24 protein-coding genes are annotated in these 25,689 nt (G+C 62.3%); 12 read left to right on the top strand and 12 right to left on the bottom strand.

The features are described 5' to 3' along the window. Positions 1–1,926 (bottom strand): bifunctional diguanylate cyclase/phosphodiesterase, encoded by a 1,926-nt coding sequence (locus Q9290_RS09265; RefSeq protein ID WP_306079367.1) that lies wholly within the window; start codon positions 1,924–1,926, stop codon positions 1–3. A gap of 40 nt (positions 1,927–1,966) precedes the next feature. After that, entirely contained in the window at positions 1,967–2,656 is a 690-nt protein-coding gene (locus Q9290_RS09270; protein ID WP_306079368.1) for a transglutaminase-like cysteine peptidase, read from the bottom strand. A gap of 237 nt (positions 2,657–2,893) precedes the next feature. Here Q9290_RS09270 and Q9290_RS09275 point away from each other — a divergent pair, with 237 nt between their 5' ends. Genes Q9290_RS09275 through Q9290_RS09300 form a run of 6 tightly spaced genes read left to right on the top strand, consistent with a single transcriptional unit; the run spans position 2,894 to position 8,098 of the window. Further along, the gene (locus tag Q9290_RS09275; protein ID WP_306079369.1) at positions 2,894–3,940 is read left to right on the top strand and encodes an ABC transporter substrate-binding protein; all 1,047 of its coding nucleotides are present in this window, start codon (positions 2,894–2,896) and stop codon (positions 3,938–3,940) included. A 2-nt stretch (positions 3,941–3,942) separates the two neighbouring features. Next, on the top strand, positions 3,943–4,746 hold the full coding sequence (locus tag Q9290_RS09280; RefSeq protein ID WP_306079370.1) for an alkaline phosphatase family protein: 804 nt from the start codon (positions 3,943–3,945) through the stop codon (positions 4,744–4,746). A 38-nt stretch (positions 4,747–4,784) separates the two neighbouring features. Beyond that, positions 4,785–5,654, top strand: coding sequence for an ABC transporter permease (locus Q9290_RS09285; RefSeq protein ID WP_371930913.1), 870 nt, complete (start codon positions 4,785–4,787; stop codon positions 5,652–5,654). Further along, positions 5,647–6,429 carry an ABC transporter permease gene (locus Q9290_RS09290; RefSeq protein WP_306079372.1) on the top strand — a complete coding sequence of 261 codons (783 nt, stop codon included), beginning with the start codon at positions 5,647–5,649 and terminating at the stop codon, positions 6,427–6,429. The genes Q9290_RS09285 and Q9290_RS09290 overlap by 8 nt, the downstream gene beginning before the upstream one ends. Further along, positions 6,429–7,445 carry an ABC transporter ATP-binding protein gene (locus Q9290_RS09295; protein ID WP_306079373.1) on the top strand — a complete coding sequence of 339 codons (1,017 nt, stop codon included), beginning with the start codon at positions 6,429–6,431 and terminating at the stop codon, positions 7,443–7,445. Before Q9290_RS09290 ends, Q9290_RS09295 begins: the two co-directional genes overlap by 1 nt. After that, positions 7,445–8,098: an HAD family hydrolase gene (locus Q9290_RS09300; protein ID WP_306079374.1), complete on the top strand. Its 654-nt coding sequence runs from the start codon at positions 7,445–7,447 to the stop codon at positions 8,096–8,098. Before Q9290_RS09295 ends, Q9290_RS09300 begins: the two co-directional genes overlap by 1 nt. Positions 8,099–8,169: 71 nt before the next feature. Here Q9290_RS09300 and wrbA read toward each other — a convergent pair whose 3' ends face one another. The 3 genes from wrbA to Q9290_RS09310 form a co-directional block, all read right to left on the bottom strand. After that, positions 8,170–8,553 carry an NAD(P)H:quinone oxidoreductase gene (wrbA, locus tag Q9290_RS16485; RefSeq protein WP_371930914.1) on the bottom strand — a complete coding sequence of 128 codons (384 nt, stop codon included), beginning with the start codon at positions 8,551–8,553 and terminating at the stop codon, positions 8,170–8,172. Next, positions 8,517–8,768, bottom strand: a complete 252-nt coding sequence (locus Q9290_RS16490) for a flavodoxin domain-containing protein (protein ID WP_371930912.1) — start codon at positions 8,766–8,768, stop codon at positions 8,517–8,519. The genes wrbA and Q9290_RS16490 overlap by 37 nt, the downstream gene beginning before the upstream one ends. A 115-nt stretch (positions 8,769–8,883) precedes the next feature. Continuing rightward, entirely contained in the window at positions 8,884–9,225 is a 342-nt protein-coding gene (locus Q9290_RS09310; RefSeq protein ID WP_306079375.1) for a DUF2750 domain-containing protein, read from the bottom strand. Between the two features lie 135 nt (positions 9,226–9,360). Between Q9290_RS09310 and Q9290_RS09315 the strand changes: the two genes are divergently transcribed. The 4 genes from Q9290_RS09315 (at position 9,361) to Q9290_RS09330 (ending at position 12,434) form a co-directional block, all read left to right on the top strand. Beyond that, positions 9,361–10,008: an isochorismatase family protein gene (locus Q9290_RS09315; RefSeq protein WP_306079376.1), complete on the top strand. Its 648-nt coding sequence runs from the start codon at positions 9,361–9,363 to the stop codon at positions 10,006–10,008. Beyond that, the gene (gene pncB, locus Q9290_RS09320; protein WP_306079377.1) at positions 10,001–11,197 is read left to right on the top strand and encodes a nicotinate phosphoribosyltransferase; all 1,197 of its coding nucleotides are present in this window, start codon (positions 10,001–10,003) and stop codon (positions 11,195–11,197) included. Before Q9290_RS09315 ends, pncB begins: the two co-directional genes overlap by 8 nt. Positions 11,198–11,294: 97 nt before the next feature. Further along, positions 11,295–12,089 carry a phenylalanine 4-monooxygenase gene (gene phhA / locus Q9290_RS09325; protein WP_306079378.1) on the top strand — a complete coding sequence of 265 codons (795 nt, stop codon included), beginning with the start codon at positions 11,295–11,297 and terminating at the stop codon, positions 12,087–12,089. Between the two features lie 9 nt (positions 12,090–12,098). Next, the gene (locus Q9290_RS09330; protein ID WP_306079379.1) at positions 12,099–12,434 is read left to right on the top strand and encodes a 4a-hydroxytetrahydrobiopterin dehydratase; all 336 of its coding nucleotides are present in this window, start codon (positions 12,099–12,101) and stop codon (positions 12,432–12,434) included. A gap of 214 nt (positions 12,435–12,648) precedes the next feature. On the opposite strand, the gene Q9290_RS09335 is transcribed toward Q9290_RS09330, so the two are convergent. Genes Q9290_RS09335 through puuD form a run of 4 tightly spaced genes read right to left on the bottom strand, consistent with a single transcriptional unit; the run spans position 12,649 to position 16,769 of the window. Next, the gene (locus Q9290_RS09335; RefSeq protein ID WP_306079380.1) at positions 12,649–13,923 is read right to left on the bottom strand and encodes an NAD(P)/FAD-dependent oxidoreductase; all 1,275 of its coding nucleotides are present in this window, start codon (positions 13,921–13,923) and stop codon (positions 12,649–12,651) included. Positions 13,924–13,938: 15 nt separating this feature from the next. Next, complete coding sequence (puuC, locus tag Q9290_RS09340) at positions 13,939–15,423, bottom strand: aldehyde dehydrogenase PuuC (RefSeq protein WP_306079381.1); 1,485 nt, start codon at positions 15,421–15,423, stop codon at positions 13,939–13,941. 18 nt (positions 15,424–15,441) lie between these two features. Continuing rightward, on the bottom strand, positions 15,442–16,002 hold the full coding sequence (gene puuR, locus Q9290_RS09345) for an HTH-type transcriptional regulator PuuR (protein ID WP_306079382.1): 561 nt from the start codon (positions 16,000–16,002) through the stop codon (positions 15,442–15,444). Next, entirely contained in the window at positions 15,999–16,769 is a 771-nt protein-coding gene (gene puuD, locus Q9290_RS09350) for a gamma-glutamyl-gamma-aminobutyrate hydrolase (RefSeq protein WP_306079383.1), read from the bottom strand. Before puuD ends, puuR begins: the two co-directional genes overlap by 4 nt. Before the next feature lie 185 nt (positions 16,770–16,954). Between puuD and Q9290_RS09355 the strand changes: the two genes are divergently transcribed. Both Q9290_RS09355 and Q9290_RS09360 read left to right on the top strand, forming a co-directional pair. Continuing rightward, complete coding sequence (locus Q9290_RS09355) at positions 16,955–18,367, top strand: glutamine synthetase family protein (RefSeq protein WP_306079384.1); 1,413 nt, start codon at positions 16,955–16,957, stop codon at positions 18,365–18,367. A 62-nt stretch (positions 18,368–18,429) separates the two neighbouring features. Then, entirely contained in the window at positions 18,430–19,914 is a 1,485-nt protein-coding gene (locus tag Q9290_RS09360; RefSeq protein ID WP_306079385.1) for a Na+/H+ antiporter NhaC family protein, read from the top strand. A 176-nt stretch (positions 19,915–20,090) separates the two neighbouring features. Here the strand turns inward: Q9290_RS09360 and Q9290_RS09365 are convergent, their stop codons facing one another. The 3 genes from Q9290_RS09365 to cydB all read right to left on the bottom strand — a co-directional run bounded on the left by Q9290_RS09365 (position 20,091) and on the right by cydB (position 25,688). Next, entirely contained in the window at positions 20,091–21,827 is a 1,737-nt protein-coding gene (locus Q9290_RS09365; RefSeq protein WP_306079386.1) for a putative bifunctional diguanylate cyclase/phosphodiesterase, read from the bottom strand. Then, positions 21,824–24,463, bottom strand: coding sequence for a GAF domain-containing protein (locus Q9290_RS09370; protein ID WP_306079387.1), 2,640 nt, complete (start codon positions 24,461–24,463; stop codon positions 21,824–21,826). Before Q9290_RS09370 ends, Q9290_RS09365 begins: the two co-directional genes overlap by 4 nt. 229 nt (positions 24,464–24,692) lie before the next feature. Continuing rightward, positions 24,693–25,688 (bottom strand): cytochrome d ubiquinol oxidase subunit II, encoded by a 996-nt coding sequence (gene cydB / locus Q9290_RS09375; protein ID WP_306079388.1) that lies wholly within the window; start codon positions 25,686–25,688, stop codon positions 24,693–24,695. Position 25,689: the final 1 nt, after the last annotated feature.

Consider the following 25,689-nt stretch of genomic DNA (forward strand, 5'->3'; position numbering starts at 1 on the left):
TCAGCCGGCCTGCCGTATACCCGGCCCTCCGGCGGCATCAAAGCCCAGCGCCAGCAGCAACTCACGCTCCGCCGGTGACTGTACGCCATCGGCAATCATGCACAGGCCAATGGAGTGCCCCAGCGAACAGAGCCCCCGTAAAAAGCCCTGATTGCCCTCATGCTCGGGCAGGTTTCGCAGCAAGGCGCCGTCCACTTTGAGGTAATCCAGCCCCAGCTCCTGCAGATGTGCAATTTTGGCAAAGTCGCGCCCGGCCCGCTCCATGCCCAGCCGGCAGCCCAGTGGCTTGACCTGTACACAAAATTCCCTGAACAGCGACACCTCACGAATAACCTGACTTTCCGCAAATTCCAGCCACAGCATGGGGGCCAGCTCCCCCGCCTCGGTGAGCAGGGCCATCAGTTGCTGCCGGCTGGCAGGCTGGCGCAGGGTCTCCATCGACAGGTTGATGGCCACCGGCTGTGGCGTGCCGCAGCGCAGGCCGTTCAGTACGGTTTCCACCATGGCCACATCAAAGGCCGGCAACAACCCCAGCCGTCGGGCCCAGGGCATGAACTCCCCCGCCTTCCAGGTATTGCCCTGCCATTGCAGCCGCATCATGGCTTCCTCATGCAGGGGCTGATCACCGGCCAATTGCAGTACCGGAAAACGCACCGCCGAAACGGCCTTCGCCGCCAGCGCCGGTGTCAGCAGCTGGCGCCATTCGCCCGCGCCCTGGTTATCGCTGCCAGAGAAAGTATCCCTGACCTCGGCACAGGTAACACAGCGCTGCTCGGCGGTGGCCAGCAGGCCATCCACCCGGCTCATCACCTCACCACGACGCTCGCCCGCCAGAAAATAACAGGCGCCGTGAGGCAGTTGTGGCTGCACCTGAGGCCAGCGCTCAGCCAACGCCCGCAGGCGCAGGTCAAGGGCCGCACTCAGGGTGGACAGCTCTTCGGCCTCGGTCAGCAGCAGCAGGAAGTCGCTGCCGTTGAGCCTGCCGCCAAGCGCTTCGGCAAACAAGGCCTGCTGGTCGGGCGCCCACTGCAACAGGGCCTCGGCCAGCTCATGCAACAGCCTGTCGGTATCGGCGCGGCCCAGGGTCCGGTTGATGGTCGCCAGTTCCTGCACCCGCACCAGAAGAATGCCATGGCGGCCATCCTCTTCGCTCAGCAGCGCATCCAGCTGACTGTTGACGGTATCGCGGTTGGCCAGTCCGGTCACGGCATCATGCTGATGCTGGTAGCGCAGCGCTTCCAGCCGTCGGGATTCGCTTTCGAGCATGTCCCGCACCCGGCCCGACAACAGGTTCATGGCCCTTACCAGGCGGCCAAACTCCAGGGTGCGCGGCTCGCTGGAGGTAATAAAGCGGCGTCCGCCAATGGCTTCGGCCTGATGAACCACATCCTCGAGCGGTTGAGTGATCTGTTTCAGCAACCAGCTGCCCAGGGCACCGCACAGCAGGGCCACCAGCAACAGCCACCCCAACAGCCGCAGGGTGGTCTGCCACAGGGCGGCATAGGCCACCTCGGTCAGGCTTTCCACATAGAGAGTACCGTACTGATGCCAGCCATCCTGCACCTGGGCCACTCCCGCCGGCACCGACAGGGCCGCCAGCTTCACAAACCAGGCGGGCACGGTATCGTGCTGCGCCGCCGGCTCAAACAGCTTGCGTTGCCGTACCTCACCGCTGGGTGCAATCAGTTCGATGCGCCGGTAGTGGCCGGTATCAAACTGGGCCGCCACCAGCAGCTCGACGGTGACTTCGTCCTTTTCCACCTGAGACAGGGTCAGCGCCAGCGAGTTGGCATTGTCGATGTTCTTCTGCTGCAACTGTTCCTGATAATAATTGCGTGCACTCAGGGTGCTGATGGTAAAACTGCTCACAAACGCCAGCAGCATTAACACCGCAATGGCCAGCCACAGCTGTTTGTTCAGTGACATGGCGCCTTCTCCCTGCAAACCCGGTTGGGCATTGTGTATTTCACCAGCTCACTCCTTCCTGTCTAACTTTTGCCAGCACCTGCCGCCAGCGCGACAGCCGGGCCACCGGATTGGCCGCCGACGAGGTCGCGCCCGGGGTCCATAATCCCTGGCTGTTGAAACTGAAAACGGGGGTCAGATCCGTTCGCTGCGCGCCCGGCAGAATGTCGGGGATCAGACTGTCCAGCAGCAGAGGATCCGATGACGGGGTGGCATAGTAACCAAGCACCATATGAGCCTGGGTGATCGAGCTGCGAGGGCCGCCTATCTTTGCCCGGACATAGATCAGCCGCAAACGATCATCACCGATCCCCGCCATGCGCAGGCTCAGGTACTGGGCAATGGCGTAATCTTCACAATCACCCCGCCCCCGCCCCAGGGTTTCCAGCGGTGTGGCCCAGTAATCCTCTTTACCCCACAGATCCTTGTCCAGCTGATAGCGAAGGTGGCGATGAAAAAAACGGTTAACCCGCTGGATCTTGTCCCGCTCCGGCAGGGTGCCGATGTCGCTCAGCATGCGCTCCCATTCCCGGGACACAGTGGCGCGCTCAGGCCCGTAACGGTTTTCCATCAAGTGGTGCACACGGGAAAAATCGGCACTGATGCCGCCCGCGCCGTAGGAAAACGGAAGAGGCCGACAAAGCAAGCCCAGAAGCAGCAACAAGGTTACCCTTGTGGTCACTTTGCGCATTCCGTGCATCCTCAACATGATTCATGGGCGCGCGGGCCCGGCGAAGGACTCATCCTAGCATAACGGATTCATTCCGGGCAGATGGTGAAAATGCGCAACACTCGAGCACCGAATGTCATATTCGGTCGAAATTCCTGGGCTTACCGCCACATAACTGCCTCAAAACTGTCGCCCAAGTGTCATCAACCCCGCCTAGCATGAGTTCGAACCTGACCTAGTCCAGAGGACACCACACTCATGAAACAGTTGTTCACCGCAAGTCTGCTTACCCTGGCCCTGGGCACCACCGCCCAGGCTGCCGACCTCAGCGAACTGGAAGCCAAGGCCCGGGCCGAAGGCCAAGTCAACAGCGTCGGCATGCCCGACAGCTGGGCCAACTGGAAGGATACCTGGCGGGATCTGGGTAAGCAGTATGGCCTGAAGCACCAGGACACCGACATGAGCTCGGCCCAGGAAATCGCCAAGTTCGCCGCCGAAAAAGAGGATGCCACCGCCGACATCGGCGACGTGGGCGCCGCCTTTGCCCCCATCGCCGTGCAGCAGGGCGTAACCCAGCCCTACAAGCCGTCCACCTGGATCGAGATCCCCGACTGGGCCAAGGATGCAGACGGCCACTGGATGCTGGGCTACACCGGCACCATCGCCTTTATCGTCAACAACGAGCTGGTCAGCAAGGTGCCCACTTCCTGGGCGGATCTGCGCGACGGCGACTACCAGGTCACCGTGGGTGATGTGGGCGTGGCCGCTCAGGCCAACAGCGCCATTCTGGCCGCCGCCTTTGCGATGGGCGGGGATGAGTCCAACCTGGCGCCGGCCCTCGATCTGTTCGCGGATCTGGCCCGTCAAGGACGGCTGTCGCCGGTGGACACCAATATCGCCAACCTGGAAAAAGGCGAAATTGAAATGGCGGTGCTGTGGGACTTCAACGCCCTCAACTACCGGGATCAAATCGACCGTGATCGCTTTACCGTGGTGATCCCGTCGGACGGCTCCCTGATCTCCGGCTATGCCACCATCATCAACAAGTACGCCAAAAACCCCAACGCCGCCAAGCTGGCCCGGGAGTACATTCTGAGCGATGCCGGCCAAATCAACCTGGCCCGCGGCTATGCCCGTCCCATTCGCAGTAACGTGACCCTGCCCGACGATGTGCAGGCCAAGCTGCTGCCCAACGAGATGTACGCCAATGCCCGCCCCATTGCAGACTTCGGTACCTGGGAGCAAAGCACCAAGCGCCTGCCGCGCCAGTGGCAGACCGAAGTGCTGGTGCACCAGCAGAGGTAAGCATGCACAAGGTCATACTGATCATCATTGACGGTTTGGCCCACGAGGTAGCCCGGCACAGCCTGGGCTACCTGCTGGCCATGACCGAAGCGGGCCGCGCCACCGGCTACAAGCTGCAATGCGAGCTGCCGGCATTGTCGCGCCCCTTGTACGAAACCATTCTCACCGGCACCCGGCCGGTGGACCACGACGTGGTGCACAACGGCGTGGTGCGCCTGAGCAGCGAGACCAGCCTGTTCCACCTGGCTCAGCGAGCCGGTCTCACCACGGCGGCGGCGGCCTACCACTGGATGAGCGAGCTGTATAACCGCGCGCCCTACGATCCGGTGCGGGATCGCTTCACTCGGGACGATCAACTGCCCATACAGCACGGCATTTTCTACCACCAGGATGATTACCCCGACAGCCACCTGCTGGTTGACGCCGAGTGGCTGCGCCAAAGTGCGGATCCGGAGCTGCTGCTGATCCACCCGATGAACGTGGACCATGCCGGCCACCAGTTCGGGCTGGACTCATCCCAGTACCGCAACAGCGCCCGCCACTTCGATCTGTTGCTGGCCGATTACGTGCCGGGCTGGCTGAAGCAGGGCTACCAGATCATGATCACCAGCGATCACGGCATGAACCGGGACCGCAGCCACAGCGGCGCGCTGCCGGAAGAGCGGGAAGTGCCGCTGTTCGTGCTGGGCTCGGCGTTCAGTCACGACAGGCATGCCCACCCGCGCCAGACCGAGCTGTGCGGCACCCTGGCCAGCCTGCTCGGCATCGACCATCACAAGCCCCAGTGCCGGGAGCTGCTGACATGACCGAGCACACCCTGACCCCGGCCCGTTCATTGAACACCGTGCCCCCGGCGGCCACCGGCACCCCTGCAGCCGCCCGCCCTTCTCCCTGGCGGCGCCGGTTGCCGCTGCTGTTGCTGCTGCCCTTTGGCCTGGTGTTTACGCTGTTTCAGCTGGCGCCCATCGCCTGGGTGGCCATCAACGCCTTTCAGGCCGGCGGCGACTGGAGCCTGGCCAACTTTGGTGACGTCCTCGGCTCTCCCTATTACCGCCAGTCCTTTACCAACAGCCTGGATCTGGCGTTCTGGTCCAGCCTGGCAGGGCTGGCCATTGCCACTCTTGGCACGGCGGCGCTGCGCCGGGTACCGGGCCGGCTGCAAAACGCCGTGGTGGCCTTTACCACCATGGCCAGCAACTTTTCCGGCGTGCCCCTGGCCTTTGCCTTTATCGTGCTGCTGGGCATGAACGGCGCCCTGACCCTGTTGCTGCAGCAGCTGGGGCTGGCCGAACAGTTCAACCTCTATTCTCGTGGCGGCCTGCTGGTGCTCTACACCTACTTCCAGGTGCCATTGGCTGTGCTGTTGCTGTACCCGGCCTTTGATGCCGTGCGCGACGACTGGCGCGACGCCGCCGCCCTGCTGGGGGCCGGCCCGGTGCGCTACTGGCTGCGGGTGGTGCTGCCGGTGCTGAGCCCGGCCCTGCTCGGCACCTTTATCATTTTGCTGGCCAACGCCCTCGGCGCCTACGCCAGCACCTATGCGCTGATGACCAGCAACTACAACCTGGTCACCATTCAAATCGCCGGCCTGGTGGCGGGAGACATCTTCCTCGAGCCCCAGCTGGCGGCGGCGTTGTCGTTATTGCTGATGGCCCTGCTGGTGCTGGTCACCGCCGTTAACCAGTGGCTTGTTGCCCGGAGTCGTCATGTCTAAGCCTCCCCTGTCCGCCCGACTTACGGTCTGGACCCTGGTGGTCCTGCTGGCCTCCCCCATCGCCATTACCCTGGCCTACTCCCTGGCCGAGAGCTGGGGCGCCCACATTCTGCCGCAAGGGTTCAGTACCGAATGGTATGCCAAACTGTGGACCGACAGCCGCTTTCTGGCCGCCTTTGGTCGTTCGCTGCTGGTGTGTCTGGCGGCGCTCGCGCTCAGCCTGGTGCTGATATTGCCGGCGCTGTTTGTGGTGTTTTACTACTTTCCCAAGCTCAAAGGGCTGATGAACCTGCTGGTGCTGCTGCCCTTTGCGGTGCCGCCTGTGGTGTCGTCGGTGGGCCTGCTGCAACTGTACGCCGGCGGCCCGCTGCCCCTGGTGGGCACGCCCTGGATCCTGGTGCTGTGCTACTTCACCCTGAGCCTGCCCTTTATGTACCGGGCCCTGGCCAACAACCTGGAGGCGGTCAACCTGCCCGATCTGATGGATGCCGCCCACCTGCTGGGCGCCAGCACCACCCGCGCCTTTTTGCGAGTGGTGCTGCCCAACCTGCGCAATGGCCTGCTCAGCGCCCTGTTTCTGGCGTTTTCCTTCCTGTTCGGGGAGTTCGTGTTTGCCAACCTGCTGGTGGGTACCCGCTTTGAAACCCTGCAGGTCTACCTGTACAGCCAGCGCACCACCAGCGGCCACTTCACCAGCGCCATGGTGATGTCCTATTTCCTGTTTATCGGCCTCGCCACCTGGGTGGCGCTGCGCCTGCAATCCCGGAGCACCTGATGTTCTATCTGGAAGTTGCCCATCTCGCCAAATCCTTTGGCGACACTCGCGTGTTTAGCGACATTGACTTCGATATTCGCCGGGGCGAGCTGGTCACCCTGCTCGGCCCCTCGGGCTGTGGCAAGTCGACCCTGCTGCGCAGCCTGGCCGGCCTGGTCAGCCCGGACCATGGCCATATTCGCGTGGCCGGTGAAGACATCACTCACCTCAAACCCCAGAAGCGGGGCATCGGCATGGTGTTTCAGAGCTATGCCCTGTTTCCCAATCTGACGGTAGCCGGCAACATCGCCTTTGGCTTGGCGCTGCAAAAGCTGAACCGGGCCGAGCTGAACCGCCGAGTGGCAGAGGTGATCGAGCTGGTGGACTTGAAAGGCCGTGAGAAGCACTACCCCTCTCAGCTTTCCGGCGGCCAGCGCCAGCGGGTGGCCCTAGCCCGGGCCCTGGTGGTGCAGCCGCGCATTCTGCTGCTGGACGAGCCGCTGTCGGCGCTGGACGCCCCCATTCGCAAACGGCTGCGCGAGCAGATTCGGCGCATTCAGCAACAGCTCGAGCTCACCACGGTATTCGTGACCCACGATCAGGAAGAAGCGCTGACCCTGTCGGATCGCATCTTTGTGATGAACCAGGGCAGTATCGTGCAGGCCGACACCGCCGAAGGCGTCTACACCCGGCCGGTCAATGACTTTGTCGCGGGCTTTATGGGCAGCTACAACCTGCTTGGCCCCGAGCAGGCCGCCGCCCTGTTCGGCCTTAACATTCATGGCCGGCTGGCCATTCGCCCCGAGACCATTTACATTCGCGAGCCGGGCCGCGACTATGGTCCGGCCATGACCACTCCCCTGCCGGCCCGAGTGGAGCACCACCAGCTGCTGGGCAACGTGATCCGCTACCGCATGCGACTGGCCCACGCCACCCTGGAGGTGGATACCCTCAACCGGGGCCCGGCCTCACTGCTGTCCATAGGCAGCCGAGTGGAGCTGCTGTTGCCCAAGAACGAACTGAAAGAGGTTGCCTGATGAACCTGGCCATATTTGATCTGGACGAAACCCTGATTGCCGGAGATTCCGCCACCCTGTGGCTGACGTTTCTGGCCGAACGCGGCCTGGTGAGCGACGCCCTGCTGGCCGAAGAGCAGCGGCTGATGGACGATTACTACGCCGGTATCCTCGATATGGACGCCTACATGGCGCTGACCCTGGCGCCGCTGGAAGGCCGCCGCCCGGAAGACATCACTGCGCTGGTGAATGAGTTTATCGGTCGTCACATTGCGCCCATCGTTTACCCTCAGGCAAAGGCACGGCTCGACTGGCATCGCGCCCAGGGCCACCGCTGCCTGGTGATTTCCGCCACCGGCGAGCACCTGGTGAAACCCATCGCCCATCACCTGGGCGTGGCGGATGCCATTGGCGTGCAGACCGAGATCGCCAACGGCCGCTACAGCGGCCGGCCGCAAGGCATTTACAGCTTTCAGCACGGCAAGGTGGTGCGCCTCGGTCACTGGCTGCGGGATCAAGGCCTGGAGCCCGGCTTCTGCTACGGCTACAGCGACTCCCACAACGATCTGGCGCTGCTGGAATACGTGGATGAAGCCGCGGTGATCAATGGCAGCGATGCCCTGAACACCATCGCCACCGAGCGAGGCTGGCAGCAGTTAAGCTGGCAATTGTAGGCCCGAAGTTATTCAGGCGGCGGTGCCGTATGTCAGGCTATTACCCCGTTAACATGGGGCCTAATGAACATTCATCCAAAGAGCTTCCTCGCAAGCTCAGCCACGGTTTTACCCTGGTAGCGGGCGATGGCCAGCTCCCGTTCGTCGGGCCGGCGCGAGCCGTCGCTCCCGGCCAGGGTCGTCGCACCGTAGGGGGTGCCGCCGCCCACCTGTGAGATATCGGCCACTTCCGGAGCGGCATAGCCGATGGGCACGATAATCATGCCGTGGTGGGCCAGGGTGTTCCAGGTGCTGGTAATGGTGGTTTCCTGACCACCACCGGTGCCGGTGGAGCTGAACACGCTGGCCAGCTTGCCCACCAGGCCGCCATTGGCCCAGAGCCCGCCGGTCTGATCGAAGAAATTGCGCATCTGGCCACTCATGTTGCCAAACCGGGTGGGCGTGCCAAAAATAATGGCGTCGTAATCGCCAAGCTCTCCGGGCTGGCGACTTCCGCTTTTTGATCCACCTTGCCGCCGGCCTGTTTGAACGCTTCTTCCGGCATGGTTTCGGGGACCCGTTTGATGGTGACCTCGACGCCGGCCACCTCACCCGCGCCCTTGGCCACCGCCTCGGCCATGGTTTCGATATGACCATACATGGAGTGATACAACACCAGCAGTTTGCTCATTTCGCTTCTCCTGTGCCTTGTGAATACCGCCCTTCACACTCTAGTTGCGACAGGCACAAGGCACAAAAAAACGGCACTCCAGAGAGTGCCGTTTTTGCGAACTTAACCGACAGCGTCAGGCAAATTCCTTCACCATTTCCAGTACGTCCAGCTCAATGCCATCGAGCTCTTCATTCCAGTTGGGGCCAATGCGTACGCCGTCTTCCGACAGGTCTTCCACCCAGATTTCCAGAAATTCGGCCAGGGAGATTTCAAAGGGCTCATACTCGGCCCACTCGTCCACACACTGAGCCTGGGCCTCGGCCTTGGTGGACCACAAGGGCATCACTTCGGTATCCTGAAACTCGGTGGAATCACACACCACCCACTCGTCTCCGAAGCGAAGCCCCCACATCAGGTTGTCGGCTTTCACCTGTTCGATAAAACGCTGGTATTCTGGCTGGTGGAGCTGGCTCATTATGGTCACCTTTGGCTTAATGAGGGGAAGACACCCCGAATGGGGGCGATACTGAACCAAATTAACCTTAGACTCAATCAAAACAATATTAAAAACAATGCGACGCAGTGCCCACACTAACTAAGGAGGTGGCGTATGAAATTGCCCGCCAAACACAGGGTAGCCAGTATTGACGTGGATGCCCAGTATACCTTTACCCCCGTTTGTCCCGATGAACTGCCGGTGGCCGGCGGTGATACCATTGCTCCCGAGCTCAACCGCCAGGCCGCCTTTGCCGGCTTTCGCCTGGGCTCCAAGGACGCCCACTCACCCTCGGCAACCTGGGTCGCCAGTGACGACAAGCCCGCCTTCAGCAAGGTGGACGGCGACCACGCCGACATTCGCTGGCCCCTGCATGCGGTGCCCGGTACCAAAGGCTTTGAACTGCTCGACGGCCTGCCTCACCCCGCCGACTACGACTTTTTCGTGTGGAAAGGGGTCGAGCCCGACATGCACCCCTACGGCGCCTGCTATCACGATCTGGCCGAGCGCCAGAGTACGGGCGTCATTGAGTTCCTGCGCGGCAACGACATTAGCACAGTGCTGGTGGGGGGCCTGGCCACCGATTACTGCGTGTTTCATACGGTGAAACAGCTGCTGGCTGCCGGTTTTAACGTGGTCGTCAACCGCGCCGCCACTCGCGGGGTGGCCGACGACAGCAGCCGCCATGCCATGGCCGAGATGATCCAGCTGGGTGCTCACTTCGTGCACGATGCCGGCGAGCTGGAGCAGCCCGATGACTGAGCCCGTCATTCGCTCTCTGCTAGACACCGATCTGTACAAATACACCATGATGCAGGCGGTGCTGCACCAGCACCCGGCGGCAGAAGTGGAATACCGTTTTCGCTGCCGTACACCGAACGTGGACTTTTCCGCCTGTTTCGATGACATCAGCCGGGAAATCGACCACCTCTGCACCCTGCAGCTGGCCGACGACGAGCTCGACTACCTGGCCGGACTCGACTACCTCAAACCCGATTTCATTCATTTTCTGCGACTGTTCCGGCTGGACCGGCGCTTTGTGCAGCTGGAATGCATTGACGGCCGGCTGGAGCTCGGCATTCGCGGCCCCTGGCTGCATACCATTTTGTTTGAGGTGCCGCTGCTGGCCATCATCAGCGAGGTGTATTGCCGCCATCACTACTCAAGCCCCGACTGGCACCACGCCCGGGAAAAAATGCAGCAAAAAATCGACCTGGTGACCCGTACCAAGGGCAGCGAGGGCTTTCGCTTTTCCGACTTTGGTACCCGTCGGCGCTTTTCCGGGCGTTGGCACAAGGAAGTGGTGCAGGCCTTTGCCAAGGGACTGCCCGAGCAGTTTTCCGGTACCAGCAACCTGATGCTGTCGCGGCATATTGGCCGGCCGCCCATGGGCACCATGGCCCACGAGTTTTTGCAGGCGTTTCAGGCACTGGGGCCACGCCTTATCGACAGCCAGAAGGCAGCCCTGGACGCCTGGGTACGGGAATACCGGGGCCGGCTCGGCATCGCCCTCACCGATGTGGTGGGCGTGGATGCCTTTCTGCGCGACTTCGATCTCTACTTTGCCAAGCTGTTTGACGGCCTGCGCCACGACTCGGGCGATCCGGTCGCCTGGACCGAAAAGGCCCTGGCCCACTATCGCAAACTGAAGATCGACCCATGCAGCAAGCGGCTGGTGTACAGCGACGCCCTCACCGTGGAGCGGGCGCTGGATCTTTACCGGCGGTTCGCCGGCCAGTGCCGACCGGCCTTTGGCATTGGCACTCACCTGACCAACGACGTAGTGGACAACAAGCCGCTGAGCATGGTGATCAAGATGACCCGCTGCAACGGCCAGGCGGTGGCCAAGCTCTCCGACAGCCCGGGCAAGGCCATGTGCGAGGACGCCGGCTACCTGACCTATCTGTCCCAGGTGTTTGGGGTGCCGACGCCCACCGTAAACCAGGGCTGACACCACCGTAACGCCAAACTGCCACCCTGCCCTTCTCAGTGGTCACTCAAGTCTCTAGATTTAAAGACAAAATGACACTGACGAAGGGCAATGCTGCATGAACGCCTCCACCTACGTGGCCCGTACTCCCGGGCCCGATGGCATCATTCATTACACGGAGGAAGAAAACGCCATCTGGCACACGCTGATTACGCGCCAGCTCCGCTGCGTGCAGGATCGCGCCTGTGATGAATACCTGACGGGGCTGAAGCGGCTAAACCTGCCTCATGACCGCATTCCCCAGCTGGACGAGATCAACCGGGTCTTGCAGCCCACCACCGGCTGGCGCGTGGCCAGAGTGCCGGCGCTGATCTCCTTTGACCGCTTTTTCGAACTGCTGGCCGACCGGCAGTTTCCGGTGGCCACCTTTATTCGCCGGCGGGAAGATCTCGATTATCTGCAGGAGCCGGATATCTTTCATGAGCTGTTTGGCCACTGCGCCATGCTTACCAATCCGGCTTTTGCCCGCTTTACCCATACCTATGGACAACTCGGCCAGAGCGCCACGCCCAAAGAGCGCGGCTTTCTGGCACGGCTGTACTGGTTTACCGTGGAGTTCGGCCTGCTCAACACGCCCCAAGGCCGGCGCATCTACGGCGGTGGCATACTGTCGTCGCCGGGCGAAACCCAGTACGCCTTTGAATCGAGCGAGCCCGAATTCCGGCCCTTTAACCTGCTGGACGTGCTGCGCACCCCCTACCGCATCGACATTATGCAGCCCATCTACTATGTACTGGAGAGCCTGGACGATCTGTTCGCCATTGCCGATATGGACATCATGGCCGAGGTTCGCAAGGCACAACAGTTAGGGCTGTTTGAGCCCACTTTCCCACCCAAACAAACCGCCGTTTAAGGAGCATTCATGACCAACCTGGCCCAACAACAATGCGAGGCCTGCCGGGCCGATGCGCCCAAAGTCAGCGATGCCGAGCTGGCCGAGCTGATGACGCAAATTCCCGACTGGACTCCACAGGCCCGGGACGGCGTGCTGCAGCTGGAACGGGAGTTCAAATTCAGGAACTTCAAGCTGGCCTGGGCCTTTGCCGACAAAGTGGCGGAGCTTGCCGAGAGCGAGTTTCACCACCCGGCCATTTTGCTGGAGTGGGGCAAGGTCACCGTGACCTGGTGGACCCACGCCATCGGCGGCCTGCACCGCAACGACTTCATCATGGCGGCGCGTACCGACCAGTTGCTGTAGGCCCGGTTTCAACCGGGCAAAGGTGCCGCATGTTGCACGGTTTGCCCGTTTACAACCGTGAATAAATTCGGGCCTACAAAAACACCGTCACTCCGGCGAAGGCCGGAGTCCAGGGCATGGTGCACGGCACTGGGCTGTTCCACAGCCGCCTGAGAAATGGATTCCGGCTCGAAGGCCGGAATGACAGACACCATTTTTCCCATTAAAACGGGGGTTACACCCCCAACTTGTCCCGCAGGCTGTAGTAGGCCGCGCCCATGGCGCTGAAGGGCACCTGAAAACGGCGGCCGCCGAAGAACGGCAGGTGCGGAAGGCTGGCAAAGGCGTCAAAGCGCTCGGCCTGGCCTTTCAGCACTTCCGACAGCAAGCGTCCCGCCAGGTGAGTACAGGTCACGCCGTGGCCGCTGTAGCCCTGCATGTAATACACATTGGGCTCGAGCCGGCCAAACTGGGGCAGGCGCGACAGGGTCAGCAGAAAGTTGCCGGTCCAGCGGTAATCGATCTTCACCCCTTCCAGCTGGGGAAAGGTCTTCAGCAGTTTGGGCAGCACCAGGCGGTCGATATCGTCCGGATCCCGGGCGCCATAGACCACACCACCCCCGTAGAGCAGCCGGTTGTCGCCGGTAATGCGGTAGTAATCCAGCAGGTAATTGCAGTCTTCCACGCAATACTGGTTGGCAATCAAGGACCGGGCCTGATCCTCGCTGAGGGGCTCGGTGGTCACAATCTGGGTGCCGCAGGGCATGGCCTTGGCCGACAGCTTGGGCTCCAGGTTGCCGAGATAGGCATTGCCCGCCAGCACCACAAAGCGGGCACTGACACTGCCTTTTTCGGTTTTCGCCAGAGCCGGATCGCCATACTGAAGGTCGGTGACCGCCGACTGTTCAAAGATGCGACCACCCAGTTTGCGAATGGCCTCGGCCTCTCCCAGCGCCAGGTTAAGCGGGTGAATATGACCGCCGCGGTGATCCAGCAGGGCGCCCACGTAGTTTTTGGTGTCGATCTCCTCGGCTACTTGAGTTTCATCGAGCAGTTCCAGGCCGTCGTGGCCGTAGCGCTCCCAGTTGCGCTTCTGGTTTTCCAGCTCGTGCAGCTGACGACTGTTCAGCGCCGCGAAAATGCCGCCGGGCTTGAAGTCGCACTGAATGTCGTACTGCTGAATGCGTTCGCGAATAATGTCGCCGCCTTCAAACATCATGCTGCCCAGCATGCGGGCGGTATCGGCGCCGTAGCGGGACTCAATCACGTCGATGTCCCGGCTGTAGGAGTTGACCAGCTGGCCGCCGTTGCGGCCGCTGGCGCCAAAGCCGATGCGGCCGGCTTCCAGCAGCACCACATCAAAGCCCGCTTCGGTCAGAAACAGCGCCGTGGACAGGCCGGTGTAACCGCCCCCCACCACGCACACATCGCACTGAATATTTTCGGTCAGTTGCGGCCAGGGCGCATGCTTGTTGACGGTGGCCGCGTAATAGCTGTTGACGTGTTCCATGGTTTAAATACTCCCTTAATCCAGTGCCAGCCAGGTGGTCTTGAGTTCGGTAAATTTGTCAAAGGCGTGTAAGGACTTGTCACGGCCGTTGCCGCTTTGCTTGACGCCGCCAAAGGGCACCGTCATGTCGCCGTCGTTGTAGTTGTTGATAAACACCGAGCCGGCCTTGAGCCGGCGCGCCAGCCGGTGGGCCCGGCGCAGATCCGAGGTCCACAGCCCGGCGCCCAGGCCGTACTGGCTGTCGTTGGCGAGCTGCAGCGCTTCCTCTTCCTGTTCAAAGGTGGTCACCGCCAGCACAGGACCAAAGATCTCTTCCCGGGCCACCGTCATGTGCGGATTGACCTGCTCGAGCACGGTGGGGCCGACAAAGTTGCCCGCCTGATCCCGGCCATCCAGGCCCAGCACCGCGCCTTCTTCCAGGCCCTCGGCAATGTAGCGGCACACGCTGCCGTGATGATCGCTGTCAATCAGCGTGCCCATGGTGGAAGACGGATCCAGCGGATCCTTTGGCTTGAAGTGCTCGGCGGCCTTTTTCAGCTCGGCCATAAAGGCGTCCTTGATGCTGCTTTCTACCAGCAGCCGGGTGCCGGCGATGCACACCTGACCCTGGTTGTAGAAGATGCCGGAGGCCGAGGCACGGGCGGCCCTGGCCAAATCCGGACAGTCGGCAAAGACGATATTGGCGCTCTTGCCGCCGGCTTCCAGCCACACCCGCTTCATGTTGGAGCGACCGGCGTATTCCATCAGCAGCCGCCCCACGCCGGTGGAGCCGGTGAAGGTCAGGCAGTCCACGTCCTCGTGCAAGGCCAGGGCCTTGCCCGCCTCATGGCCAAAGCCGGGCAGCACATTGAGCACGCCGTCGGGCAGGCCCGCCTCTTTGGCCAATGCCGCCAGACGAATGGCCGACAGCGGGGATTTCTCCGAGGGCTTTAAAATAACCGAGTTGCCGGCGGCCAGCGCCGGGCCCAGCTTCCAGCAGGCCAGCAACAGCGGAAAGTTCCAGGGCACAATGGCCGCCACCACGCCGATGGGCTCGCGACTGACCAGCGCCAGCGCATCGGGGCCGGTGGGGGCAATTTCGCCGTAAATCTTGTCCACCGCCTCGGCATACCAGCGCATGCAGCGCACGGCGCCGGGAATGTCGTCCCGCAGGCTGTGGCGAATGGGCTTGCCGGTGTCCAGGGTTTCCAGCAGCGCCAACTCTTCCCTGTGCTGCTCCATCAGTGCCGCCAGCTTCAGCAGCACCGCCTTGCGCTCGGCGGGCGCCTTTTGTGACCACACCCCCGCCTCGAAACTGGCCCGGGCGGCGATCACCGCCATGTTAACGTCGGCGTCTTTGGCCCGGCTGACTTCGGTCAGGCTGGCATTGGTGGCGGGATTAATCACCGCAAAACGCTCTCCGGCCACGGCCTCGCGGTATTCACCTTCAATAAACAGCCGGCTTTCGGGTTGCAGCTTTTCCGCTTCGTCCTGCCAGTGAGCCTTGTTCCTGAACTCCATAATGTGTCTCCGCCTTGATCACAGGTTGGCCGGGGTATGGGCACTGATAATGCGGCATTCCCGGCTCGATGAATTGGTAAAGGTATGGGGCAGCCCGGTGTCGATCACGTAGCTCTGGCCGGCCTTGAGCCGGTAGTGCTCGCCGTCCACCGTCAGCTCGATCTCCCCCTCCAGCACGGTACCCACTTCCTCGCCCTGGTGCTTGAGGTGGCCGCCGGTGCTGGTGCCCGGGGCATAGCATTCAATCAAAAAACCCAGCGCCCGCTGGCGATTGCCGTTGTGCACCAGCCGGAACGACACACCCCGGCTGCCGATTTCCACCAGCTCGTCTTCGTTGACCACCACCTTGTTACGGGTGAGTGGCTGCTGCTCGGCAAAAAACTCCGACAGCGACATGTCGTACACCTTGAGCAGCTTTTGCAGACTGCTCACCGCCGGGCTGACCTTGTCCTGCTCTATGGTGCAGATGGCACCGTGAGTCAGCCCGGAGAGCTCGGCCACCCGACGCTGACTGAGCCCCAGCCGCCGGCGAATATCCGCCAGCCGGCTGCCCGGCGCCAGCTCCTGAGCGGCACTCATGATGAACTCCGGGTTCGGCCGTGTTCCCGGCAGGCGGCCACAAAGCCGTCAAACAGCGCCCGGTACAAAGCATTGTCACGGCTGTGCCATTCCGGGTGCCACTGTACGCCAAGGGCAAAGGGATGGTTCACAAGGCTGATGGCTTCCACCAGGCCGTCGGGGGCGGTGGCTTCCACCCGCACACCGGGGCCTGTGGTTTTGGTTCCCTGCATGTGCAATGAATTCACTCTGTGCACACCTTCACCCGCCAGCCGCGCCAGCAGACCACCCGCCACCGGCTGAATGTCGTGGGCCGGCGCGTATTGCTGCTCAAGGGGTTGATCCTTGTTTTCCCGGTGTTCGGCAAACAGGCCGGTTTCGTGCAGGCGCCGGTGCAGACTGCCGCCGCTGGCAACCACCATTTCCTGAAAACCGCGACAAATGCCAAAGAGCGGCAGCTTCATGGCTTGTGCTGCGGCAATCAGCTGCAGGCTGAGCCGATCCCGGCCAGTGTCGGTATGATCCTCCACGCCGGTTTCGCCGTAATGGTGTGGCTCCATGTTGCTGTAGCTGCCGGTGAGCAGAATGCCGTCGAGACGCGCCAGCATGGCATTCAGGCTTTGTTCATCCTCGCCCAGCTGATGCACCAGAGGCACCGGCACGGCGCCGGCGGCCACAATGGCATCCAGGTATTTCTGCTGCACGGTCAGGCCGATATGGGGCCCCAGCTGCTGTTGGCACAGGATGACGCCCACCCAGGGCCTGTTAAATATATGAACCATCGTCATATTCATTCACCCGCTTTAAATTTTTAACACCTTACCCGTTATCGTGCAGGTGCCGTAAAAAATATAGTGAAAACCCTAGCACCGGCGCTTTCAAAGCTCAATAACTTTTAACACTTGCAAAACAAAATGAACACACCTAACGTATCAACGTAAATTATATTTAACAGCCACATGACGGTGACATCATGCAAGCGAACACAAAGGTAACGACTCTTCCTTCGGCCAGCGAACCGGCTTCGACTCTCTTTGAACAAGAGGTGGCCGCCTATCTCAACCGCTACCCCGATACCCAGTATGTAGACGTGTTACTGACCGATCTCAACGGCATCTTTCGCGGCAAGCGGCTGCCGGTGAGCGCCCTCGACAAGCTTGAAGCCGGCTGCTTCTTTCCTGCGTCCATGTTTGCCATGGACTTTCGCGGTAACGTGGTGGAAGAAACCGGCATCGGCCAGGACATTGGCGAGCCGGATCTGCCCTGCTATCCCATTGCCGGCACCCTGGTGCCCTCGGCGGCCGACGCCGAAACCGTGGCCCAGTTGCTGCTGACCATGGTGGATGAGAACCAACAGCCCTTTGCCCTGGAGCCGCGCAACGTGCTGGAACGGGTGTGGCGCCAGGTAAAAACCAGAGGCCTGACGCCGGTGATCGCCCTGGAGCTGGAGTTTTACCTGGTGGACAGAGACAGGGATGAACAAGGCCGGCTGCAGCCCCCCTGCTCACCACTGACCCAAAAGCGGGATACCTACAGCCAGGTGTATTCGGTAGACAACCTCAACAATTTTGCGGAGATCCTCGCCGATATCGACAACATTGCCGCGCTGCAGAAGCTGCCCGCCGATGGCGCCGTGGCCGAGGCCGCGCCGGGCCAGTTCGAGATCAACATGCACCACGGCAGCGACGTACTGGCGGCCTGCGATCAGGCACTGGCGCTGAAGCGGCTGATCAAGCTGGTGGCCGAACAGTACGAGATGGACGCCACCTTTATGGCCAAGCCCTATGAAGAGCACCCGGGCAGCGGCCTGCACGTGCATATCAGCGTCACCGACGACCAGGGTGAAAACCTGTTTGCCGACGAGCAGGGCGACGACTCGCCGCTGCTGAAGCGCTCCCTCGCCGGCATGCTGGATCTGATGCCCGACAGCATGGCGCTGCTGGCCCCCAACATGAATGCCTTTCGCCGTTTTCAGCCGGGCATGTACGTGCCGGTGCAGGCTTCATGGGGCCACAACAACCGCACCGTGGCCTTGCGCATTCCCGCCGGCGACGATGAAGCCCGCCGCATCGAGTACCGGGTGCCCGGCGCCGACGCCAACCCCTATCTGGTGGTGGCCACCATACTGGCCGGCCTGCTGCATGGCCTCGACCACGAACTGCCGCTGCCGGAGCCGGTGGTGGGCAACGGCCTGGAGCAGGAAGGCCTGCCCCTGCCCACCCGCCAGAGCAGCGCCCTGGCCCGGCTGGAAGGTGACACGCCGCTCAAGCGTTACCTGGGCGAAGAGTTCATTGATGTGTACCGCATCTGCAAGCAGGACGAGCTGCTCGAATTTGAAACACGCATTACCGACATCGAACTGGAATGGATGCTGAAAAACGCCTGATTTCACCACACAGGTAAAAGAGCGCCAGCAGGCGCCGACCTCTCGACCAAAGGAAGATGATGATGGAACAACCCAACACCCTGGCCCTTAACCCCAGTGTCAAATGGCCACCGCTCTGGCGTGGCCTGGCGGTGGCCGTGATCGCCGCCCTGGCCTTTGCCTGGCTCGGCTTCACCCATGAAAAAGGCAGCGATTACGGTGCCCTGAGCCTGTTGCCGGCGGCGCTGGTGATCACCATGGCGGTGCTCACCCGCAAAACCGTAGAATCACTGCTGGCGGGCAGCCTGCTCGGCCTGCTGCTGATCAACCCTGCCGATCTGGTCAGCCCGCTGGCGGACGTGACCCTGGCGGTGATGATGGACGAAACCATCGCCTGGCTGATCTTGGTGTGCGGCATGATGGGTGGACTGATTAACCTGCTGGCCCGGGGCGGCGGCGTGCGCAGCTTTGGCGCCGTCATGACCCGCCTGATCAAAACCCCGAAAAGCGCCATGGTGGGCACAGTCGGTCTGGGACTGGTGGTGTTTATCGACGACTACCTCAACTCCCTGGCGGTATCGTCATCGATGAAGCGCATTACCGACCGCTTTGGCATTTCCCGGGAAAAACTGGCCTATATCGTCGACTCCACCGCCGCGCCCATCTGTATTCTGGTGCCGGTGTCCACCTGGGCGGTGTTTTTCGCCTCATTGCTGGAAGACTCCGGCGCCGCCGAGGGCGGTAAAGGTATGTCGCTCTATGTCAACAGCATTCCCTGGATGCTTTACGGCTGGGCCGCGCTGCTGGTGGTGGCGCTGGTGGCGGCGCGCAAACTGCCGGATCTGGGTGCCATGAAGAAGGCCGAGGCTCGGGCCCAAGGCGGTCAGCCGGTGCCCACCGGCTGGCAGGACGAGGAAACGCCGGCCCCCGAGCGCACCGTGCCCGGCTGGCTGGGACTGACCAACTTCCTGCTGCCCATGGTGGTGCTGGTGCTGGCCAGTGTGTATTACGACATCGATCTGCTGAAAGGCGTACTGGTGGCCCTGGGGGTGACCATGGTGCTCTATTCGGTACAGCGGCTGCTGTCCTTCCAGCAGCAGGTGGACGCCACCCTGGACGGCTTCAAGGTGATGCTCTACCCCCTCGCCACCGTCTGTGCCGGCTTTATTCTGAAGGAAGTGAACGATCAGCTGGGCATGACCCGCTACATCATCGACACCGTCACCCCGCTGCTGACGCCGGCGCTGTTGCCCGCCGTGGTGTTTCTGGTGATGGCCGCCGTGGTGTTCAGCACCGCCTCGAGCTGGGGCGTTTTCGTGATTTCCCTGCCCATAGTAGTGCCCCTGGCCCAGGCCATGGACGTGCCCATGCCGCTGGTGGTGGGTGCCCTGCTGTCGGCCTCGGCCTTTGGCAGCCACGCCTGCTTCTTTAGCGACTCCACCGTGCTCTCGGCTCAAGGGGCCGGCTGCGACACCATGGATCACGCCATCACCCAGTTGCCCTACGCCCTGATCGGCGGCGTGCTGACCCTGGCCGCCCTGCTGGCCGCGGGCTTCTGGATGATGTAACAGGTAGGCCCGGCTTTAGCCGGGCCTACAAAGGCCGGAGTCCGGAGTCCAGAGCGGGTTACGCAGATATCTGCAGAATGGATTCCGGTTCAGGCCCGGAATGACCGGCCTTTAGACACGACATTGTTGGCGCTTTGCGCCAAATTGCGGGCAAGCTGCCTGCGCTCCAATCCCCCTTACCCGTTCTGACTCTGGCAATACTCCACAAAGGCCTCGGGCTTGAGCGGCGGCGAATACCAGTAACCCTGCATCTGGGTGCAGCCCATGGCCTTCAGCAACTCAACATGCTCGGGCCGCTCCACCCCTTCGGCCACGGTATCGCAGCCCAGAATGCGGGCCATGTGGATCACCGCCTGGGCCAGCCCCCGGTCCTGTTCATCGGTGTCCATACCGTCCACAAAGGCGCGGTCGATCTTGAGCACCGACACCGGCATGGTCTTGAGGTAGGCCAGCGAAGAGTAACCGGTGCCGAAGTCGTCAATGGCAATGCCAATGCCCGCCGCCGCCAGCTGGTTGAGCTGAACCAGCGCCAGCTCCATATTTTGCATCAGCCCCGACTCGGTCACTTCAATTTCTATCGCCCCCGGGGGCAGCCGGCTGTGAGCCAGGCGGGTGATCAGGCTGTCAGCAAAGCCCGGCTGCATCAGCTGCAACGCCGCCACGTTCACCGCCACACGAAAGTCCGGCGCTACCAGCTTTTGCTCGAGCCACTGTTCCAGCTGGGCAATGGCGGTGTCGATCACCCAGTCTCCCAGTCGCAGAATATCGCCGCTGCTCTCGGCGATGGGAATAAAGTCTGCCGGCGACACAAAGCCGAACTCGGGACTGATCCAGCGCAGCAAGGCCTCGGCCCCCACCACCCGCTCATCATGCAGCGCCACCTTGGGCTGATACACCAAAAACAGCTCGCCCTGCCCGGCGGCGGTGCGCAGCGCCTGGCGGTAATAACTAAGGGTGAGCAGCCGCTGCTCCAGCGCCGGCTCAAAGCAACGCCACTCACCGGCCTTGGGCGGCAGGGCAATGGCCGCCTGGCGGATCAGGTGCTCGGCGCTGTCGTGAGCCAGGTCGCTGTGGCTGATGCCAACACGGCCATCCAGATGCAACAGCAGCTGCTCCACTTCTATGCCCTGGGACAGGTTGTGCAGCAGGCCATCCCCCAGCCGGGCAATGGCGTCTGGCCGAGGCGGAACAAAGTCCAGCACCAGCCACTCGCTGCTGCTCCAGGCGCCGAACACACAATGAGACTCGGGCAACAGTGTCTGCAAGCGCGTACTCAGGGTCCGGCTCAGGGTTTCGGCCACCCGCAAACCGTGCAGCCGGGCGATGTCTTCCAGGCCATCAAGGGCCACAAAATACAGCACCACGTCGTGCCCGGCCCGACCCTGCAACCGCTCCAGCAGGCCGCGCCGGTTGAGCCGGCCGGTGACCGGATCGCTGATCGCCTGGTGCTGCAGCTCGCTGGTGCGCTGGCGTACCTCGTCTTCCAGACAGGCGGCCCGCACACTGCGCTCACGCAGCAAAAAGTGGGATTCCAGGGTGTTGCGAATGCGCTGCAGCACCTCCAGATGATCAAAGGGCTTGTTGAGAAAATCCCGGGCCCCCAGGCCCAGCGCCCGAAGCCGGGTTTCGGCATCGGTCTGGGCGCTCAGCACGATCACCGGCGGCGCCCGCTCGCCCCACTCGGTGTGCAGCCATTCCAGTACTCGATAACCGTCCAAATGGGGCATGCGAATATCGAGCAACAACAAGTCTACTGCCTGCTCACGCATATGCAGCGCCAGTCGGCGCGGATCCGTTTCTCCCCGGGCCCGGGTATAGCCTTCATCTTCCAGCAGGCACAGCAACAGCTCCACGTTGACCGGGTTGTCGTCGAGCACCAGTATGCGGGCATCGGCATGAACGGGCGCGGTCATGGCGTGTCTCCGGTCAGTTCATTCAGCAGGGCCAGCAGCCGGGAAATGTCCACCGGCTTGGTCAGGTAATCCCGGAACCCGGCCTGACGGGCCTGGCGTACTTCGTCCGGCATGGCGTTGGCCGACAGCGCCACCACCGGCACCTGCCTGGTGCGCGGATGCCGGCCCAGCAGCCGGGTGGCGTCAATGCCGCTCATGCCGGGCAGGTGAATATCCATCAGAATAAGATCCGGCGGGCTGGCGCAGGCCATTTCAAAGGCCAGCTCCGCCGAATGCACGCAGGCCAGCTCAAAGTCATCGAGATCCTCAAACAGATCGCACAGCAGCCGCTGGTTGGCCGGGTTGTCCTCCACATAGAGCACCCGCTTGCCGCCTTCGGCAATGGCCTCGCGCAGCGGCCGTTCTTCCGCCACCGGCGTGACCGCCGCCGGTGCCTCCAGCGGCAGATAAAACCAGAACTCGCAGCCCTCGCCCGGCATACTGTCGACGCCAATCTCTCCCTGCATCTGTTCGATGATGCTCTTGGTCAGGGCCAGGCCCACGCCGGTGCCTTCAATGGCGCCGTTTTCGGCCCCCAGGCGGTTAAAGGGCTGAAACAGCTGCTCGAGGTAATGGGCCTCAATGCCGGGACCGGTATCCCGCACCGAAATACGCATGCGCTTGCCGTCGCGCCGGCAGCCGATCTCCACCCGGCCGTTGGGCCGGTTGTACTTGATGGCGTTGGACAACAGATTGATCAACACCTGCTTGAGCCGGGTGTAATCGGCGGTGACGGTGCCGCAGCGCCCCGGTTGCATCAGCAACTGAATGCCCTGCTGCTGGGCCATGGGCGAGAGAATGTCGCAGGCCTCGCGCACCACGTCGGTCACGTCAATGGCTTCCAGCGACATGTCGAGGCGGCCGGCTTCGATGCGCGCCAGATCCAGCACCTCGTTGATCAGGTTCAGCAGGTGGCTGCCGCTTTTGTAGATTTGCTCCACCTGGCGCTGCTGACGCTCCCCCAAAGGCGTGCGCCGGTTGTTCTGCAGCAATTGCGCAAAGCCCATGATGGCATTGAGCGGCGTGCGCAGCTCGTGGCTCATGGACGACAAAAACTCGCTCTTGGCCCGGCTGGCGCGCTCGGCTTCATCCCGGGCCTGACGCAGCTGCTCGGTAAAGGCCTCCCGCTCGTTAAGCTGGCGGTAGAGATTGATCAGCAGGGCACAGGTGGAGGTAAAGGGCTCCAGCCAGGCCACCAGTTCCTGACTGTAATCTTCGCGGCCGTTGGCGATGGCGTACATGCCAATCACTCGGCCGTCGTCGAGAATGGGTACGCCCAGAAAATTGTGCAGGGGCGGGTGGCCGGGCGGAAAGCCGCCCCGGCGGGCATCGCTGGTCATTTGGTTGCTGAGCACGGTCTGGCCACCGGCAAACACCTGGCCGAGCATGCTGTCGGGGTTGGTGAGCAGCATCTCCCCCGCCTGCAGCCTGAGCATCAACTGGCGGGATTCCTCGCTCCAGGACAGATCGGTAATGGCGTGGATCTTGAGCGCCGGGCCGGTGTCGGCGGACAGCACTTCGCCAATCAGCGAATAGTCGCTGCCGGTAAGCTCACGCAGGGCTTCCTGCAAAAAGGCCCACAGCTGGTTGCCGGACATAAGCGCGTGGTAATCGGTCAGGCCCTTGTGCAGTACGCTCAGCAGCCGCTGCTGGCGCTCCAGCAAGTGAGCGGCCTTGCGCTCGCGCTGCTCGGCCCGATGCATTTCACTGAGGTCGGTCAGAATGCCGATAAACTCGGCGTCGTCGCCCTGACCGTCCCGGCGTACCTGGCCCACCGCCAGGTGCACCGGCACCTGATGGCCGTCCTTGTGCAGGGCCGCCACCCGGCGGCCCTTGCCGATGACCCTGGCCTCACCGCCCTCGTGGTAGTTGTGCAGATACTGATCGTGATGCTCTGCCCACTGGGCCGGCATCAGCCGGCTGACATTCTGCCCCAGCAGTTCAGTGCGTTCATGGCCGAGCAGATTGAGGGCGTAATCGTTGATCTCCCGAATCCGGCCCCGGCCGTCGATGCGCACTATGCCGGCGGCGGCCCCCTGGGTAATGGCCTCATAACGGGCCAGCCGGCTGTCGCTCAGGTGCCCCTGCTCATTCAGCATCTGCCGCTTCCAGCGCAGCCGCAGCAGCGCCCGGGCCTGGCCGGCGAGTAATTCCAGCCGGCGCAGCTGTTCCTCGCTCAGGGTCCGGGGCTGGGTATCCAGCACCGCCAGCACCCCCAACACCAGGCCGGACTCCAGATAGAGGGGAAAGCCGGCATAAAAGCGCAGGCCGGGCTCACCGGTGACCAGGGGGTTGTCGGCAAAGCGCGGATCCTGGCCGGCGTCCTCGACGATCAACGGCGCGCCGTCGGCCACCACCCAACTGCAAAAGGCGATGTCACGGGGTGTTTCCTGCACCGACAGGCCGCGCCGGCCTCGAAACCACTGCCGGTTTTCGTCGATAAGGGACACCACGCCCATGGGGGCATCGAGCAACAGGCAGGCCAGCTCCACCAGCTGATCGAATTCCGGATCCGGGGGGGTATCGAGAAGGCACAACTGGTGCAGGCAGGCCAGTCGGTCCGACTCGTTGGCAGGCAAAGGCGCAGTGGTTTTCATTATCAACATCCCGTGTCAAAGCGTGCGTCACTATAAAGCGCGTGATTCTTCGCGCATCTTAACGCGCCCCCCAAACAAAAACGACCCGTACGGGTCGCTTTGTGATGGGTTTCAATTTGGATTCATAAGAATCCAGTTAGTGACCGTATAGCCATGCCAATCAGGGTGATCCCCCCTACCCCGGCGAGATACAGGCCGGCAAACCACAGCCAGCTTTTCTTGCCGGCCATCAGTAGCCTTCCTCGAAGTCTTCCACCTTGCCGGAAAAGATACGGTAACCCCACAGGGTATAGGCGCAGATCAGCGGCAGAAAGATGGCAATGCTCGGCAGCAGGAAGGTGAGGCTGGAATCAGGTGCACTGGCCTGCCACAGGGTGAGCTGGTGCGGGATCAAATACGGGAACAGGCTCACCACCAGGCCGCCAAAGCCCAGCAGAAACAGGCCACAGGCCAGCCAGAAGGGCCGGGTCTCGTGAGGCTCGCCGTCCAGATCCCGGTACAGCAAAAAGCCAAGCACCGCGCTCAGCAGCGGCAGCGGCGACAGCCACAGCAGATTGAGGCCGTCAAACCAGCGAGCGCTCACTTCCTCGTTGGCCAATACCATCCACAGGCTGAGTACCAGCAGAATCATCATAATGGCCACCACCAGCCGTCGGCCCAGATGGGCGGCCCGGGCCAGCATGGGATCCCGGCTTTTCAGCACCAGGTAGCAACAGGCCAGCAGGGCATAAGCCACCATCAGCGCAAAGCCGGTGAAAATACTGAAGGGGCTGAGCCAGGCCAGCGCGCCCAGCTCGCCGGGGCCGGCCTCCACACCCTGCACCACGGCGCCGAGAATAGCGCCCTGGCAAAAGGTGGCCACGGTGGAGCCGAGCCAGAACGACTTGTCCCACCAGGGCTTGGAGCGATGCGACTTGAAACGGTATTCAAAGGCCACACCACGGAATATCAGCCCGATCAGCATGATGATAATGGGCGTATACAGGGTCGCCAGTATGCCGGCGTAGGCCGCGGGAAAGGCGGCGAACAACACCACGCCGCCAAACACCAGCCAGGTTTCATTGCCGTCCCACACATGGGAGATGGAGCGCATCATGTGATCCCGCTCGCCCTCGGATTGAAACCAGGGATACAGAATGCCAAGGCCCAGATCAAAGCCGTCCAGCACCACGTACATCAGGACCGCAAAGCCCAGCAGCAAATAATAAAACAGTGCCAGATCCATC

Origin of the sequence: Oceanimonas aquatica, from assembly GCF_030732065.1 — a bacterium.
Classification (GTDB): domain Bacteria; phylum Pseudomonadota; class Gammaproteobacteria; order Enterobacterales; family Aeromonadaceae; genus Oceanimonas.